This window comes from Pseudomonas fluorescens Q2-87 (assembly GCF_000281895.1).
GTDB classification, from domain to species: Bacteria; Pseudomonadota; Gammaproteobacteria; order Pseudomonadales; family Pseudomonadaceae; genus Aquipseudomonas; species Aquipseudomonas fluorescens_S.
Map to the genome: position 1 here is coordinate 6,326,246 of NZ_CM001558.1, position 16,454 is coordinate 6,342,699.

At 60.5% G+C, this 16,454-nt stretch carries 15 protein-coding genes; 9 read left to right on the plus strand and 6 right to left on the minus strand.

The annotated features are described in order from the left end of the window. Genes PFLQ2_RS00185 through PFLQ2_RS00160 form a run of 6 tightly spaced genes read left to right on the plus strand, consistent with a single transcriptional unit; the run spans position 1 to position 7,121 of the window. Positions 1 to 1,443: a mannose-1-phosphate guanylyltransferase/mannose-6-phosphate isomerase gene (locus PFLQ2_RS00185; protein ID WP_003187155.1), complete on the plus strand. Its 1,443-nt coding sequence runs from the start codon at positions 1 to 3 to the stop codon at positions 1,441 to 1,443. Then, positions 1,443 to 2,240, plus strand: a complete 798-nt coding sequence (locus PFLQ2_RS00180; protein WP_003187156.1) for an ABC transporter permease — start codon at positions 1,443 to 1,445, stop codon at positions 2,238 to 2,240. Before PFLQ2_RS00185 ends, PFLQ2_RS00180 begins: the two co-directional genes overlap by 1 nt. Further along, positions 2,240 to 3,505 carry an ABC transporter ATP-binding protein gene (locus tag PFLQ2_RS00175; protein WP_003187157.1) on the plus strand — a complete coding sequence of 422 codons (1,266 nt, stop codon included), beginning with the start codon at positions 2,240 to 2,242 and terminating at the stop codon, positions 3,503 to 3,505. Before PFLQ2_RS00180 ends, PFLQ2_RS00175 begins: the two co-directional genes overlap by 1 nt. Next, complete coding sequence (locus tag PFLQ2_RS00170) at positions 3,502 to 4,869, plus strand: glycosyltransferase family 4 protein (RefSeq protein ID WP_003187158.1); 1,368 nt, start codon at positions 3,502 to 3,504, stop codon at positions 4,867 to 4,869. Before PFLQ2_RS00175 ends, PFLQ2_RS00170 begins: the two co-directional genes overlap by 4 nt. Continuing rightward, positions 4,860 to 5,990 carry a glycosyltransferase family 4 protein gene (locus PFLQ2_RS00165; RefSeq protein WP_003187159.1) on the plus strand — a complete coding sequence of 377 codons (1,131 nt, stop codon included), beginning with the start codon at positions 4,860 to 4,862 and terminating at the stop codon, positions 5,988 to 5,990. Before PFLQ2_RS00170 ends, PFLQ2_RS00165 begins: the two co-directional genes overlap by 10 nt. Beyond that, a complete protein-coding gene (locus PFLQ2_RS00160) occupies positions 5,991 to 7,121 on the plus strand; it encodes a glycosyltransferase family 4 protein (protein ID WP_003187160.1) in 1,131 nt (376 codons plus the stop codon). Positions 7,122 to 7,199: 78 nt separating this feature from the next. Here the strand turns inward: PFLQ2_RS00160 and PFLQ2_RS00155 are convergent, their stop codons facing one another. Next, positions 7,200 to 7,826, minus strand: coding sequence for a glutathione S-transferase family protein (locus PFLQ2_RS00155; protein ID WP_003187162.1), 627 nt, complete (start codon positions 7,824 to 7,826; stop codon positions 7,200 to 7,202). Between the two features lie 125 nt (positions 7,827 to 7,951). Beyond that, positions 7,952 to 8,854 carry a LysR family transcriptional regulator gene (locus PFLQ2_RS00150; RefSeq protein WP_003187164.1) on the minus strand — a complete coding sequence of 301 codons (903 nt, stop codon included), beginning with the start codon at positions 8,852 to 8,854 and terminating at the stop codon, positions 7,952 to 7,954. A gap of 379 nt (positions 8,855 to 9,233) precedes the next feature. On the opposite strand from PFLQ2_RS00150, the gene PFLQ2_RS00145 reads away from it, so the two are divergent. Next, complete coding sequence (locus PFLQ2_RS00145) at positions 9,234 to 11,399, plus strand: LTA synthase family protein (protein ID WP_033046358.1); 2,166 nt, start codon at positions 9,234 to 9,236, stop codon at positions 11,397 to 11,399. 76 nt (positions 11,400 to 11,475) lie between these two features. Here PFLQ2_RS00145 and nudK read toward each other — a convergent pair whose 3' ends face one another. The 4 genes from nudK to PFLQ2_RS00125 all read right to left on the minus strand — a co-directional run bounded on the left by nudK (position 11,476) and on the right by PFLQ2_RS00125 (position 14,924). Further along, complete coding sequence (gene nudK / locus PFLQ2_RS00140; protein WP_003187166.1) at positions 11,476 to 12,072, minus strand: GDP-mannose pyrophosphatase NudK; 597 nt, start codon at positions 12,070 to 12,072, stop codon at positions 11,476 to 11,478. A 130-nt stretch (positions 12,073 to 12,202) separates the two neighbouring features. Then, positions 12,203 to 13,036: an ammonia-dependent NAD(+) synthetase gene (gene nadE, locus PFLQ2_RS00135; protein WP_003187168.1), complete on the minus strand. Its 834-nt coding sequence runs from the start codon at positions 13,034 to 13,036 to the stop codon at positions 12,203 to 12,205. A 1-nt stretch (position 13,037) separates the two neighbouring features. Next, positions 13,038 to 14,267, minus strand: coding sequence for a nicotinate phosphoribosyltransferase (gene pncB / locus PFLQ2_RS00130; RefSeq protein WP_003187169.1), 1,230 nt, complete (start codon positions 14,265 to 14,267; stop codon positions 13,038 to 13,040). A 9-nt stretch (positions 14,268 to 14,276) separates the two neighbouring features. Further along, a complete protein-coding gene (locus PFLQ2_RS00125; RefSeq protein ID WP_003187170.1) occupies positions 14,277 to 14,924 on the minus strand; it encodes a nicotinamidase in 648 nt (215 codons plus the stop codon). A 180-nt stretch (positions 14,925 to 15,104) separates the two neighbouring features. Here PFLQ2_RS00125 and PFLQ2_RS00120 point away from each other — a divergent pair, with 180 nt between their 5' ends. Both PFLQ2_RS00120 and PFLQ2_RS00115 read left to right on the plus strand, forming a co-directional pair. Continuing rightward, complete coding sequence (locus PFLQ2_RS00120) at positions 15,105 to 15,650, plus strand: adenylyltransferase/cytidyltransferase family protein (protein ID WP_003187172.1); 546 nt, start codon at positions 15,105 to 15,107, stop codon at positions 15,648 to 15,650. A 1-nt stretch (position 15,651) separates the two neighbouring features. After that, positions 15,652 to 16,359: an NUDIX hydrolase gene (locus PFLQ2_RS00115; RefSeq protein ID WP_003187173.1), complete on the plus strand. Its 708-nt coding sequence runs from the start codon at positions 15,652 to 15,654 to the stop codon at positions 16,357 to 16,359. The last annotated feature ends 95 nt before the right edge of the window (positions 16,360 to 16,454 follow it).

The following is a 16,454-nucleotide window of genomic DNA, read 5'->3' on the forward strand; positions in this document are numbered from 1 at the left end:
ATGCTCATTCCCGTAATTCTCTCCGGCGGCGCCGGGACGAGATTGTGGCCGGTGTCCCGCGAGGGCCATCCCAAGCCATTCATGATCCTGCCCGACGGCCAGTCACTGCTGGGCAAGACCTATCGACGCGCCGCCGGGTTGTTCGACGGCCGGGGCGACATCGTCACTGTCACCAATCGCGAGTACTACTTCCAGAGCCGCGACCACTATCAAAGCGCTCATCTGGAGCGTTATCGCGGGCACTTCGTGCTGGAACCGACGGGGCGCAACACCGCGCCGGCCATCGCCGCCGCTACCTTGGCGGTGCAGGCCCTGCACGGTGACGACGCCATCCTGGTGGTCATGCCCGCCGACCACCTGATCCAGGACGAGGCGGCTTTCAAGGCCTCCGTGGGGCACGCGGTGGAGTTGGCAAAAAGCGGTCACCTGGTGACTTTCGGTGTGTTGCCCACGACACCGGAAACCGGCTTCGGCTACATCGAACGGGGCAAGCCCCTGGACACCAAGGGCGCGGCCAAGGTCGTGCGCTTCGTCGAAAAACCCGACCTGCCGACCGCAACCCAGTATCTGGAAAGCGGCCGCTTCCTGTGGAATTCGGGCATGTTCTGCTTTTCGGTCAAGACATTGCTGGCGGAGCTGCAAGCCCATGCGCCCGACTTGCTCGAACAGGCTCGTGCCTGCGTCGCGGCCAGCACGGCGGTGGAAACCTCAGGGTGCGTGCAACAGGAATTGTCGGCAACGCACTTCGCCGAAATGCCGGACATTTCCATCGATTACGCCCTCATGGAACGCTCCGCCCACGTGGTGGTGATTCCAGCCGCATTCGACTGGAGCGATATCGGCTCCTGGAGCGCCGTCGCCGGCCTGGTGCCCGCCGATGCTCAGAACAACCGCGCCACGGGCGAGACCTTGTTCATCGACAGCCAGAACAACTTCGTCCAGAGCGACGGACGATTGGTGGCCGCGCTGGGTGTGGAAAACCTGATCATCATCGACACCGCCGACGCCGTACTGGTGGCCCATGCCGACCGCGCCCAGGATGTGCGCCGCGTCGCCCGGCAACTCAAGGACAAGGAACACGAAGCCTATCGCCTGCACCGCACGGTCAGCCGCCCGTGGGGCAGCTACACCGTGCTCGAGGAAGGCCCGCGCTTCAAGATCAAGCGCATCGTGGTCAAGCCCGGCGCGTCGCTGTCCCTGCAAATGCACCATCACCGCAACGAACACTGGGTGGTGGTGGAGGGCATGGCCAAGGTCACCAACAACGGTTCGGGTTCGCACCTGGTGGCCAAGAACGAGTCGACCTTCATTCCCGCCGGCCACAAGCATCGCCTGGAAAACCCCGGTGTCATCGACCTGGTGATCATCGAGGTGCAGAGCGGCGAATACCTGGGCGAAGACGACATCGTTCGTTTCGAAGACCATTATGGCAGGGCCGTCTGATGTTGCTGACCTTGCAACGCACACTGTGGAGCTATCGCGGCTTCGTCCTGGGTAGCGTCAAGCGCGAGTTCCAGGCGCGGTATCGCAACTCGCTGTTCGGCGCGTTGTGGACGGTGCTCAATCCGCTGTCGATGATCCTGGTCTACACGGTGATTTTTTCCCACATCATGCGTGCCCGCCTGCCCGGGGTCGAAGACGGCATGGCCTACAGCGTCTACCTCTGCGCCGGGCTGCTGACTTGGGGCCTGTTCGCGGAGATCACCACCCGCAGCCAGGGCATGTTCCTGGAAAACGCCAACTTGCTGAAGAAGATCAGCTTCCCGCGGATCTGCCTGCCGGTCATTGTCTTGTTCAATGCCGGCATCAACTTCGCGATCATCCTCGGGCTGTTCCTCGGTTTCCTCCTCATCACCGGGCGCTGGCCGGGCATGGCCTTGCTGGCGTTGGTGCCGTTGCTGGTCTTGCAAGTGCTGTTCGCCGCCGGGCTGGGCATGTTGCTGGGGATTCTCAACGTGTTTTTCCGCGATGTCGGGCAACTGTTCGGTATCTGCCTGCAGTTCTGGTTCTGGCTCACGCCGATCGTCTATCCAATGACAATCCTGCCGCCGTCGATCCAGCAACTGCTCGCCTTCAATCCCATGACCGCGCTGATGCAGAGCTACCAGAACCTGTTTCTGTACAACCAGTGGCCGGTCTGGAGTTCGTTGGTACCGTTGCTGGTGGTCGGCCTGCTGTTATGCACCTTGGGCTTGCGCATGTTTCGCCGGCGCGGCGGTGAAATGGTGGATGAACTCTGATGGGACATTTGCGCGTCACTGGCCTGGGCAAGGCCTATAAGCAGTATCCGAACCGCTGGAGCCGGCTGTTCGAATGGTTGATTCCCTTTTCCCGGCCGCGCCATCAGTTGCACTGGATCCTGCAAGGCGTGGATTTCGAGATCCAGCCCGGCGAAGCGGTGGGCATCGTTGGGGTCAATGGCGCCGGCAAGAGCACCCTGCTCAAGATGATCACCGGCACCACCCAACCGACCTGCGGCCACATCCAATTGCAGGGGCGCGTCGCCGCGTTGCTGGAACTGGGGATGGGCTTTCATCCCGATTTCACTGGCCGGCAGAACGCCTTCATGGCCGGTCAACTACTGGGCATGCAGGTGGAGGAAATCGAAGCCCTGATGCCAGAGATTGAGGGGTTTGCCGAAATCGGCGACGCCATCGACCAACCGGTGCGCACCTATTCTAGCGGCATGCAGATGCGCCTGGCGTTCAGCGTCGCCACCGCCCGGCGTCCAGATATTCTGATCGTCGACGAGGCGCTGTCGGTGGGTGATGCCTACTTCCAGCACAAGAGCTTCGAGCGCATCCGCAGCTTTCGCAAGGCCGGCACCACGTTGCTGATCGTGTCCCACGACCGTTCGGCGATCCAGTCGATCTGCGACACCGCCATCCTGCTCGAACACGGGCGCATGGCCATGCGCGGCAAGCCGGAAGAAGTGATGGATTACTACAACGCCATGCTGGCCCAGCGCGAGGGACAGGTGGTGCGCCAGGAGATGCTCGCCAACGGCCAGGTACGCACCATTTCCGGCACCGGTGAGGCCGGCATCCTCGATGTGCAATTGCTCAACAGCCAGGACCAGCCGGTGGAAGTGGCCGAGATCGGCCAGCCGATGGTGTTGCAGGTACGCGTGGAAATCCGCCAGGACATCGAGCGTCTGGTGCTGGGTTTCCTGATCAAGGATCGCCTCGGCCAGCCCATGTACGGCATCAATACTCATCGCCAGGACAAAGCCGTGACCGACCTCAAGGCCGGCGAACAGATCACCTTCCGCTTCAGCTTCGACATGCGCCTGGGCAAGGGCAACTACTCCGTAGCCCTGAGCCTGTCACGGCTGGATTCGCACCTGGACCGCAACTTCGAATGGCGCGACTACGGGCTGGTGTTTCACGTCATCAACAATCGCCAGGAAGACTTCGTCGGCTGTTCCTGGCTCCAGGCGCGGACCAGTATCCAGCGCTCGAGCCAGACTGCCGTCCAAGCGTTGCCGCAAAAGGAGCTGCCATGACCCGTCTACTGGTGGAGTGCACTTACGTATTTGAACATCCGGAAATCAATTCCGGCATCCAGCGCGTCGTGCGCAATGTGATTCGCGAATTGCCCGCCAAGGACGGTGAGCAAGAATGCATCCCCGTGGTCATGCTGGAAGGAAAGTTATACGAGGCCAAGAGCCTGGCACCGCTGTCGACCGATAAACTGGACCTGGTCAGCCTGCGGATCCGCTGGGAACAGATGGCCAACCTGTTCTGGTTCTGGCACCGGACACTGGCACGGCAGTGGCCCTTCGGCCGATCATCGTGGGCCCGCCGAATCCTGTATGTCGGCTGCCGCCTGTTCGCCCTGGGCTGCTTGAGCATTCCGATACGCTTGCTCGACCGCGCGCTCAAGGGCAAAGAACTACCGAAACGTTGCGTACCGCTGAAACATCGGGCAGGCGATCAACTGGTCTTGCTCGATTCCTCCTGGCATTCGGATATCTTCCCCCTGGCCGAACAGCTCAAGCGTGATGGCGTCGGGATCATTTCGGTGGTCTACGACCTGATTCCCCTGTCCCATCCGCAATTTTGCGACGCGGGTCTGGTCAAGGTGTTCAACCATTGGTTCGACTGGATTGCCCGTACCGCCGACGGCTACATCGCCATCTCCGCCACCATCCGCGACCAGCTTCGCCAGGAAATGGTCCGACGCATTGGCGAGGAGCAGGTGCAGGAACGCTGGTTCGACTATTTTCATCTGGGCAGCGAGCTGGACCAGATTAATCCCGCCCACGCCGTCGATACGCAATTGCTGCGACTGTTCAAGCGCCCCGAGCCGGTATTCCTGATGGTCAGCACCATCGAGCCGCGCAAGAACCATGCTTATCTGCTCGATGCGTTCGAGCGGGCCTGGACCGCCGGTTCACAGGCGCGCCTATGCATCGTCGGGAAGATCGGCTGGAAATGTGAGGCGTTGATCGAACGTATCGAGCGTCATCCACAACTCAACAGCCGTCTGTTCATGTTCAATCGCCTCTCGGACCACAGCCTGGAACACGCCTATCGGCACTCCACCGCGCTGGTGTTCCCGTCTTATGTGGAAGGCTTCGGCCTGCCGCTGGTGGAAGCCATGCAGCGCGGCTTGCCGGCAATGGGGAGCGACATTGAAGTGTTTCGGGAAATCGGCGGTGAGTTCATGGCCTACTTCGACCTCGAGGATCCTCAAAGCTTGACGAACCTGGTCACCGAGATGGAACGCACCGGGGTCTTCCCGGCCAGTCGCAACCTGGATCAATGGCAATGGCTGAGCTGGCGCCAAGCCAGTGCGCAACTGGTCGAGCGAATCGAGCGACACGTCGAAGCGGTGATTGTCGACAGGGAAACAGCATGCGGATAGCCCTCAACGCGCGCATCCTCCAGGCGCCACGCACCGGCATTGGCCAATACGTGTCGGAATTGGCCACCGCCCTGGCCCGCGAGCCGGATGTGCAGTTATCGCTGTTTCACGGCTGGGGCTGGAACTCGCAGCTGCCACAAGCACCCGCGCCTGGCTATTCAAGGTTCAGCCCCTTGCTGCGGCGGGTTCCGGGGGCCTATCAGGCTCGCCGCTGGCTGGAACAGAAGCGCTTCGATCAAGGCCCTTCAAAAGCCATCGACCTGTACCACGAACCCAGCCTGTGGCCGCTGGCTTTTGACGGCCCGACGGTGATGACCCTGCATGACCTCACCCATGTGCGGTATCCCGAGACGCAACCGCCGGCACGCCTGAAAGAAATCGAGCGACGGCTGGCCCGGGCGGTGGAACAGGCGCAGTTGATCATGACTGTTTCTCAGTTCATCGCCGATGAAGCCCAACAGTATTTCGGCCTCCCAGCCGAGCGCCTGCGCGTCGCCCCATTGGGCGTGGCGGCACGTTTCCATCCGCGCGAACCCGAGGCCATCGACGGAGTACTCAAGGCCCATGGCCTGGAGGCGGGTCGTTATTTCCTCTGTGTGGGTACCCTGGAACCGCGCAAGAACCTGTCACTGGCCCTGCACGCCCATGCCGGACTCCCAGAATCAGTGCGTCAGACCTTTCCTTTGTTCATTGTAGGAATGAGCGGATGGCAACAGGCACAGCTCAATGATGAGTTGAAACGCGCCCTGGCTGGAGGGCATGTTTGTCTGGCGGGTTACCTGCCTGACGAACAGGTCGCCCAATTACTGGCGGGGGCACGGGCACTGGTTTTCCCTTCGCACTACGAAGGCTTTGGCCTGCCGGTCCTCGAAGCCATGGCCAGCGGCACGCCGGTTATCACCACGCGTTGCTCGGCCATGCCCGAGGTGGCGGGGCCGGCCGGCAATTATTGCGACCCGCAGGATCCCGAGGGCTTGCGCGAGGCGATGCTCCGCTTGATCGAAGATCACCCGCATTGGCAAGCCTGCCGGGAAGCAGGATTGCAGCAAGCGGCGCTTTTTTCCTGGGAACGCTGTGGGAAAGTCACTGCCCAAGCGTATCGCCAGGTTCTGGGAGGTTGAATGCGAGTCCTGCACTTTTACAAAACCTATCTGCCTGAGTCCATGGGCGGCATCGAGCAGGTGATTTTCCAGCTGTGCGACAGCACTGACCGGATGAGTATCGATAACACTGTGCTTGCTTTGAGCGGGAATCCGTCCCCCACCCCTCTCCAGATTCGACAGCATGTCGTTCATCAATCCCGAATGGACTTCCAGCTCGCCTCCACCGGTTTTTCCTACAGCGTTTTCAAGAAGTTCCGCGAGCTCGCCGCTGAAGCAGACGTGATCAACTACCACTTCCCGTGGCCGTTCATGGATGTGGTGCATTTTTGCAGTGCCGTGAAAAAACCCTACGTAGTCACTTACCATTCGGACATCGTTCGCCAGCGGCACCTGCTGACGCTGTATCGGCCCCTGATGCGGCGCTTTCTCGACGGCGCCGATCGCATCGTGGCGGCGTCGCCGAACTACGTGCACACCAGCGACGTGCTCAAGCAATACCCCGATAAAACGCGGATCATCACCTACGGGCTGAACAAAAGCAGTTATCCACAGCCGGACGCCGAGCGCATGGCCGGATGGAAGGCCAGGCTCGGTGAGCGCTTCTTTCTGTTCGTCGGAGTGATGCGCTACTACAAGGGCCTGCACATTCTGCTCGACGCCCTCAAAGGCGTGGATTATCCCGTGGTCATCATGGGGGCCGGTCCCCTGGAAAAACAACTGCATGCCCAGGCAGCGGCATTGGGTCTGCGCCATGTGCATTTCCTTGGGCGCCTGGGGGACGAGGACAAAGTCGCCTTGCTGGAACTGAGCTACGCCATCGTGTTTCCGTCGCACCTGCGTTCCGAGGCCTTCGGTATCTCATTGCTCGAAGGGGTGATGTTCGGCAAACCGATGATCTCCAGCGAAATCGGCACCGGAACCAGCTACATCAATATCCACGATGAAACCGGCCTGGTGGTGCCTCCCAGCAATCCCGAAGCGTTCCGGGAGGCGATGCGTACCCTATGGGAAAACCCCACGCTGGCGCAGGCCATGGGCGTCAGGGCCGAAGCCCGTTACCGGCAGTTGTTCACCGCCGAGGAGATGGGTCGCAAGTGGGTGCAGCTGTATGAAGAGTTGCTGGAGGAAAAGGCGCTTTCCTACGCCTAGCAGCCTCTCATCCAACGAAATGCCCGCTGTGGCCAGGGCGCTTGCTCACTGGCCACAGCGGGCATTCAGCCTTGATTATCAGGCATGTGTTTGCAAACCGATCACTGTACGCGGCATGCCCACAAACCCAGGCAAGGCTTCGATACGCGCCAGCCAGGCTCGCACATTCCCGTAGTCCTGCAATGACACATTGCCTTCCGGTGCGTGGGCGATGTAGCTGTAGCCGGCCACATCGGCAATCGTCGGCGCATCGCCGGCCAGATAGGCGCTGCCGCTCAACTCTTGGTCGATGACTTTCAGCACGTTATGGGAACGCGCGATCACGTCTTCAGCGTTATAAGGCGCACCAAACACCGTGATCAGCCGTGCCGTGGCCGGCCCCGCATGAATCGGCCCCGCGGCAGCCGACAACCAACGCTGCACCCGGGCCGCGCCGATCGGATCGGTCGGCAACCAGCGGCCCTTGCCGTATTTTTGCGCCAGGTACACCAGGATGGCGTTGGAGTCCGCCAGCACCACGCCATCATCGTCGATGACCGGTACTTGGCCAAAGGAGTTGAGCGCCAGGAAATCCGCCTGTTTGTGCGCCCCCTTGGCCAAGTCGACGAAGACTTCCTCGACGGGCAACTCGAGCAACGAAAGCATCAGCTGGACGCGGTGGGAATGGCCGGAAAGCGGGAAGTGATAGTGCTTGATGGGGTTCATGGTCGACTCCGGGGGAAGTGACGCCATCAGCACAACGGCGTCGATGGGGTCATCTTCCTCCCCAAGCCAAAACAAGAGAATCACCCGCAAACGCAATCCATTATTTCGTCTTTTGAAACAATACCTCAGCCGCTCAAGGCCGGATGTTCGCGCAACGCGTTAACGGTGAAATCGACAAAACTGCGAACCCGCGCCGGTGCATTGCGCCCGCCCTGATACACCACATGGATCGGCAGCGGCGGCAATTCGAAGTCAGCCAGGACGATTTCCAGCTCACCGGCCGCCACATTGCTCGCCACTTGATAGGACAACACCCGGGTCATACCCAACCCTTGGCAGGCAGCGGTGATCGCGGCCTGGTTGGCCGTCACCACCAGGCGCGGCACAGGCCGGACGGCCAGCGGTTGGCCTGCATCGATGAAGGTCCAGCTTTTGATCTGGCCAATGGCCGATGACGCCACCACCGGCATTCGCTCCAGATCCTCTGGATGGCGAGGCCGGCCGTGGCGGTCGAAGAATGCCGGGGAGCCACAAACGACCCTGCGCACCTCACCCACACGCACGGCGTGCAGATTGCTGTCCGGCAACTCGCCGATGCGCACGGCCACATCGATGCCCTCCTCGACCATGCTGACCGTACGATCCAGCAGCAAGGCATTAATACAGACCTCGGGATACCGGTGCAGATAATCGACCAGCAGCGGGGTGACGAACAACTGGCCGAACAATACCGGCGCAGTCACCGTCAGTTGTCCTCGGGGTTGGACATGGCTGCCGGCCGCCGAGTCCTCGGCTTCCTGCAGCTCACCCAGGATCCGCCGACAGTCCTCGAGAAAGCGCTGGCCCGCTTCGCTCAAGTAGACGCTACGGGTGGTGCGCACCAGCAGGGGCGTACCGATGCGTTGCTCCAACCCTGCCACCGCACGCGTGACGCTAGCCGCCGACAGCCCCAGGCGCCGCGCCGCTGCCGAAAATCCGGCGTCCTGGGCCACCGCGACAAACACCTGCATTTCCTGGAACCTGTCCATCCATCCCCCGATGAGAAATCCTGATACAAGTTTTTCGCGGCGTCTCAACGCAGCGCAGGGCCGCCATTGTAGAGGCCTGGGCCAGTGAACCACAGCGTAGCGCAGCCGGACACCGGGACATTGATCCGGCCACGGAAGGTACCCCTTGGTACCATCGCGTTTCATGACAATTTTATGACCCGGAAAATAACCCTGTGGGAGCGAGCTTGCTCGCGATAGCGGTCCGTCAGTCGCCATGAATCCGACTGAGCCGACGCTTCGCGAGCAAGCTCGCTCCCACAAGGTCCGCCTGCTGTTTTATGGATTGGCTTCAACTGAAAGGCCTGTTGCTGTGAAAGTTTTTTACCACCGTCTAACTCATCCTCTCGCCTCACTGATCATGCTGGTCGGGTGCGTATTACTCGTCCCGATGATCCTGCGCCTGGCCCTGGGTTGGTCCGACCCGCTGGGCTATCTCTCGGACCTGGGCATTGGCGGCTTGCTGATCGTGTTGCTTCATCGCCGTCCCTGGTGGCTGGCGCTTCCGGTATTGCTCGCCTGGAGCGTGTTGACCCTGGCCAGCATCGAGCTGGTCAGCGCCGTCGGACGGATGCCCACCCCCTCGGACATTCACTACCTGATCGACCCGCAATTCGTCGAAAACTCCACCAGCGGCGGCTTCGCGCATCCTTGGCTGGCTGTGTTGCAATTGGCCGCGCTGGCGTTATGGCTGATGACCCGCTGGGCCAGCCGACCCAGCTTGACGCCGCGTTTGCCGCGCCACGCCTGGGCGTTGCCGGTCATGCTCTTGCTGGCCCACGGTGCGTTGCAATCCTGGCGTCCTACCGAAGCAGACCAATGGAATGTCTTCAACCTACCCCATCAACTCGTTACGGCGGGCATTGTCGCGGGGCAGGAACGGGCCGAGCAGTGGTTCGAAGGCGATACGGTCGATCCGCTCCCGCCCATGGAAGGTCTTACCAGGCTGGACCTCGATGGCGCGAAACTGCTGGCCGAACCGGGGGGCGCGCGCAACGTCTTGGTCATTGCTCTGGAAGGCATTCCCGGGGCCTACCTGAGCACCAATCGCCAAGCCCTGAACCGCCGCTATCAGGAAAACCTGATGCCGCGCCTCAGCGCCTGGGCCGAACGCGGCATGAACACGCCCGATTACGTCTTGCACAGCCACCAGACCATCCGTGGCTTATACGCAATGTTGTGTGGCGACTACGACAAACTCAACGACGGCACGCCCAAAGGCGTCGAGATGCTGAACCAGAGCCAGCGCAACCAGGACTGCCTGCCCGCCCAATTGCGCCAGAACGGTTTTTCCACCCATTTCCTGCAGGGCGCGGGGCTACGTTTCATGGCCAAGGACCGGATCATGCCGCATATCGGCTTCGACACGACCCTGGGCATGGACTGGTTCACCCAACCGGCGTACTTGGAATTTCCCTGGGGCAAGGACGACAAGACCTTCTTCGAAGGCGCACTGGATTACGTCGGGCAGCTTCAGCAAGCGGACAAGCCATGGATGCTCACCCTGCTGACCGTGGGCACCCACCAGCCCTACTCCGCGCCGGACGACTACCTGCAACGCTACGAGTCCGCCAAGCAGGCGGCCGTGGGTTACCTCGACGACGCCCTGGACAGTTTCCTGACGGGCCTGGAACGCCAGGGCATCCTGGAAAATACCCTGGTGGTCATCACCTCGGACGAATCCCACGGCATCGACGATGTGCGCCTGGCATCGTCCTGGGGATTCAACCTGACGCTGGCACCGGAGCCATTGCCCACGATCAAATCGGGGACCTACGGCCATGTCGACTTGACCGCCTCGATCCTTGATTACTTCGGTTATGCGGTGCCCACGTCGCTGTCCGGCCGCTCGCTGTTCCGGGACTACGCAACCGGCCGGGAAATCATGTCGTTCACCAACGGCAAGCTGCGCCACCACGATGGCGACGGCACGTTTACCGAGTGTGATTTCCAGCAGCGTTGCCGTTATTACACCAGCGAAGGCTTCATTGCCGAACGCGCCCTCTATCGCGGGCAATACAGCGGCCAGCGCGCCCGGCTGATCAGCGCCCGGGCCACGGCGCTGGACCAGACCCTGCTGAGAACGCCGCTGAACCAGCATTATCAGTTTGGCAGCGCCGACAAAATCCCATTGCCGGCCACGGTCAGCAACGACTGGACCGATAACCTCATCGGCGCCCAGTACCTGGAAATGCCCAAAGGCTCACAGACCCGCGTCAGCCTGACCATTCGCGCGGTGGAGGCAGACCACGCGGCCTACATTTCGCTCAAGGCCAAGGAGTTCGAGCGGGATGTGCCGATAGATTTACCCACAGACGTGGCGGTGACACACGAGCAACCACTGGTGATGGACATCCGTTTCGACAACCCGCTGCCGCGCAAGGCATTTTCTTTCCATTTGCTCGGCCATGGGGCCGGCGCCATCGAGATCAGCGATTTCAGCGTCGTCACCGAATTGCCGGACCAGACCGACCAACCGCAATACCTGGACGACATGCAGGACGACAGCGAGGCCCAATCCAGCTGAACAAAAAACCCGCAGCCCTGGAGCAAGGCTGCGCGTTTTTTGGGCTCATCCGACTTGATCATATAAAAGCGCCGGGCTAATCCAGCAATCGATGCAGCTTGGCGTACTGCAACAACATGATGGTCTTGCCATCGCAAATCTCGCCGGTCTCGATCATGCCCAGGGCCTGATCCAATGGCATCTCCAACACCTCGATTTCTTCACCCTCCGCTTCCAACCCGCCGCCTTCGTGCTGCTTGTCTTCATCGAAGTACTCGCCGACGAAAAAATGCACTCGCTCCGTCACGGAGCCCGGGCTCATGAAGGCTTCGAACACCTTGCGCACGTCCTGGATGATATAGCCGGTTTCTTCCTGGGTTTCCTTGCGGATGCAAGTGTGCGGATCGTCGTTGTCCAGCAGGCCGGCGCAGGTTTCGATCAACAGGTCATTATGCCCGTTGACGAAGGCTGGGAAGCGGAATTGCCGGGTCAACACCACGGTCTGCTTGGCCTTGCTGTACAGCAGGATGGTCGCGCCGTTGCCACGGTCATAGGTTTCACGCGTCAGTTCGCGCCACTGGCCGTTGCGGCCCAGATAGTCATAGGTGGTCTTGCGCAGCACGTACCAATTGTCCGAGAGGACTTCGACTTGTTTGATGCGCACGCGATCCCTGATGCCGGTTGCCTGTGTCATTCACCCACTCCATTTAGGGACTAGAGGTCCCGTTTGAAAGCCTGTTCAGCCATCGCCGATGCTCACAAAACGTTCAAGATGGCCTAACTTCTGTTCCAGTTCGACTGAAAACTGTCGCAACCATTCCCGCTCACAACGATGAGGGGACACGTGGCAGTGCGCGTTTATGAGCCGTCCGCAGGTAGGCGCGTTCGATGATCTGTCGTACCTGGGGCGACACCTCTTCGCCCATCAGGTATGCATCGATTTCCTCGTAGCTGCATCCATGCGCCATTTCATCCAACTTACCAGGTGCCAAGTCTTCCAAATCAGCGGTCGGCGCCTTGCGCACCAGGTGCGAGGGCGCACCCATCGCATCAGCCAACCACCGCACCTGGGTCTTTGTCAGCCCGGACAGTGGCGCCAGGTCGCAAGCGCCGTCGCCGAATTTGGTGAAGAAACCCATCACCGCTTCTGCACCATGATCGGTGCCGACCACCAACCCATTGCTCAGATTGGCGATGGCGTATTGCGCCAGCATCCGCGCCCGGGCCTTGACGTTGCCTTTGGCAAAGTCGATGAGTTCGGCCGAAGGCTGCAACCCGTCGATGGCGATATGGCTCATCAACCCGTCGACACAAGCGGCGATGTTACTGGTAGTCGTCGAGTCCGGCCGGATGAAGTCCAGGGAGTCCTGGGCGTCTTGCTCATCGGCCTGGGCCTTGTAGGGCAGTCGGACTGCGATAAAGCGCGCCTCATGACCTTCGTCCCGCAACTGCTGCACCGCCAACTGGCACAGGCGCCCGGCGGTGAGGGAATCGACGCCGCCACTGATACCGAGTACCAGGGACTGGCAACCCGACTCGCGCACCATCTGCTTGATGAACTCGACGCGACGGGCAATTTCACTGGCTTCGCCGCCCTGTTTGAATTGACGGTCGATGCCCAGTTCCCGGGCAATGCTTTCTTGCTGAAGCGAAGTCATATCAGGCTCCCAGTTGTGGATTGGCAAGGGTGACGTTGAACACTTGCGCGGCATAACGCAGGAATGAGGCGTCCTCGCAGACGTTCTTGATCGGGTCGTCGGAGAACTTCACCACCGGCTCGCCGTGGACCCGCACCAGTTTCATGACGATGCTCAGCGGCTCGACGCCGTCGACATCGCAGGCCAGGCTGGTGCCCATGCCAAAACCGAATCTGGCCTTGCCACGAACGTGGCGCAGGATCGGCAGGCATTTTTCGAAATTGAGGCCATCGGAGAACATCAGGTCCTTGGTGCGCGGGTCGATACCCAGCTGCGCATAGCGCCCCAGTACCTTGTCGGCCCAGACGATAGGGTCACCGGAATCCTGGCGCAGGCCGTCATAGAGCTTGGCGAAGTAGAGGTCGAAGTCCTTGAGGAAAAAATCGGTGCTGATGCAGTCCGTCAGCGCGATACCGAGCCGACCGCGATATTCGTGCACCCAGTTTTCCAACGCCGCGTTCTGGCTCTCGCGCAACCGCCCGAGTTGCTGGTGCACCATCAGCCACTGGTGGGCCATCGTGCCAATCAGCGGAAGATCGAACTCATAAGCCAAGTGAGCGTTGCTGGTGCCGACAAACACCCCAGGGAAATCGCTGCGCATGACATTGACCACTTCACGCTGGGCCCTGAACGACAGGCGCCGACGGGTGGAGAAGTCCGAAACACGAAACTCGGCGAGTTCTTCACGGCTGGCATTTTTCTCCAGCCATTCGAACTTCTGGTAGAGCTTGCGGGTGACGTCGGCCAACTCGACTTCGGGATATTTCTCGCGGTTGCGCAGTTCGCTGACCATCGCCAATACCGGTTGCTCGAACATGATGCAGTGCAGCATCGGGCCACGGACGCGGATGTGCAGTTGGCCGTCGACTTCGGCAACGTGTATGTAGCGCAGGTTGAAGCGGAACAAGCCGAGAAACTGTTCGAAGTCCGGGGTCAGGTACTCTCGGAAACGCTTGTTGAACAGAAACCGTTGCTCGCCTTCACGCAGCTGCAAGCCGGCGAGTTTCTCCAATTCGACACGAATGTCCGGGATCAGGTGGCCGAGCCGCTCCTTGGAACGCACGATGAATTGATATTCCACCTCTACGTTTGGGTGCTGGTGCAACACCGCCTGCATCATGGTGAAGGTGTAGTAGTCGGTATCCAGAAGACTCTGGATGGTGGCGCTGCTTGTATCGAATGCACTGTCCATGGCTCTTCCTTATGCGTTTGCCAGACGGATCGTTTCTTCGCGAGTCGCGGCCACCGAGACCCCTGCTTGCTGCAAGCCTTCAATGGCTTGAACGGCCCCCTCCTCGCTGATTGCGCGACAGGCCGGGAGGTGAACGATCACCTTGAAGCCGGCGGCGGCCAGTTGCAGGGCGGTGGTCTTGACGCAGAAATCCAGCGCCAGCCCGCCGACAATCACCTGTTCCACCTTCAGGCCTTTCAAATACTCGATCACCCCGGTGGACAGCTTGCCGTGCAGGTCGTGGTAGCAAGCGCCGTAGGGGTGCAGATCGGGCTCGACGCCCTTCCAGACGAAATAGTCGTAGTCGTATGGGGTCGGCAGTTCGTCCAGCAGGGTGAAACCCTCGGTACCGGGAACACAGTGGCTGACCCAAGTGATATCGGCGTGCTCGAGCCCGGTTGGCACGAACATCTGCGAATGATCGGCGACCACCCAAGGTGCCGGTGGCGAATGGGCGTCCTTGCTGCCGATGCGAATACTGGCCAGGGATGCGATGAAATTCAGCTCACTGCCGATCTGGTGACCACCTGGTACGGGAAGCTCATCAGGGCAAAGCGGTGTGAAGCTCTTTTGCGCATCGACATCGAAGGAAGCCGTTTTTCGGGTCAGGCTGTTCATGCTGGTTTTCTCCTGTTGACGATCGAAAGAGTACACAACGTGTACTTTCATAACAAGCGCCAAACAGAAATATTTTACAGCCTCCATTTTTCTGGATATTCGAGCGGACATAAGATCTCGCTGTCCAAAATCTAGACTTCACTGATAGAGTACACGTGGTGTACCTATCGGAGATAAGCCATGTTCGAGATAGCCCTTTATGGCGGCGCTTTCAACCCGCCGCATGCCGGTCACGCCCAAGTGATGATCGAAGCCTCGTGCCAAGCCAGACGTGTGCTGGTCGCCCCCAGCTTCAGGCACCCCTACGCAAAGCGAATGATCGATTATGAGGTTCGCCTGAACTGGCTCGAATCGATCGCCCGGAAGGTCCAGCCACTGTGCCGTGCGCAAGTACGCGCAAGCCGGGTGGAGCAGGTCGTGGCGCGGGATGTAGAAGGCCCGATCTACAGCTACACCCTGCTCACCCACCTCGCCGACAGCCTGGCCCTGGACGGCAAGCAGATAGCGTTGGTGGTCGGCCAGGATGTCGCGCAACTGCTGCCGACCTTCTATCGCGGCGAAGCATTGCTGGAGCGCTTTTCCATCGTTTGCGTGGAAGAAACGATCCACGTGCGCAGCACCGTGGTTCGCGAGCGACTGGCCTTGGGCGAGCCGCTTCCCACCCACTGGATGGCACCCGGTATGAACCCGTTAAACTATGACCTTTACGCAACCCACGGAAATTGACATGCCGAACCGCACAGCCCCCGCGCGCGACTACCTGCACACCATCGACCTGTGTGTGCTGCGCTTCTGCCGGGAAGCCCAGGCGCTTGAAATCCTGCTGAACCGACGCGAAACCGAGCCGTTCGCCGGCCATTGGGCGCTGCCGGGAATCGTGGTCAATGGGGGGGTTGAAGACCTGACGCTGAACGACGCCGTAGAACGGCTGCGTAGCTCGAGCAAAGTGGGCATGCCGCTGGCCTGGATCGAACAAGTCGGCACCGTCGGCGACGCGTTCCGCGACCCGCGCTGCTGGTCGTCGTCGACGTTCTACCTGGCGATCGTGAGCGATGCGGTGCAGCTCGCCGAGCACCAGGGATTTTTCCCGCTCAAGGACGTCGCCGACGCCTCGATCAAACTCCCTTTCGATCACAACAACCTGGTGGCCACCGTACAGGAGCGCTTGTTCTCCAAAGCCCTCTACAGCAGCCTACCGCTGATGTTCCTCGGCCCTGAGTTCAGCGCGCCGCAAGCCGTGAGCATTTTCTCCGTGGTGCTTGATCGCCCGGTGCTCAAGACCAGCATGCGCCAGCGTCTGCTGAAGATGACCGAAGCAGGCTATTTACAGGAAACTGGCCGCAAGAAAAGCGGCGACGGCGGCCGTCCACAACGCACGGTGGAAAACCTCAAGCCCGGCAGCGTCTATCTTTTCGATCGTTGTTTTCTGGATTAACGCGCGGACAAGCGCTAGACCACTTCGGCGCAGATGCCGGTGCTGCCGCCTGTGGTCAGCAATACTTTTGCTTCAATACCTTGGCGTATGGCAGC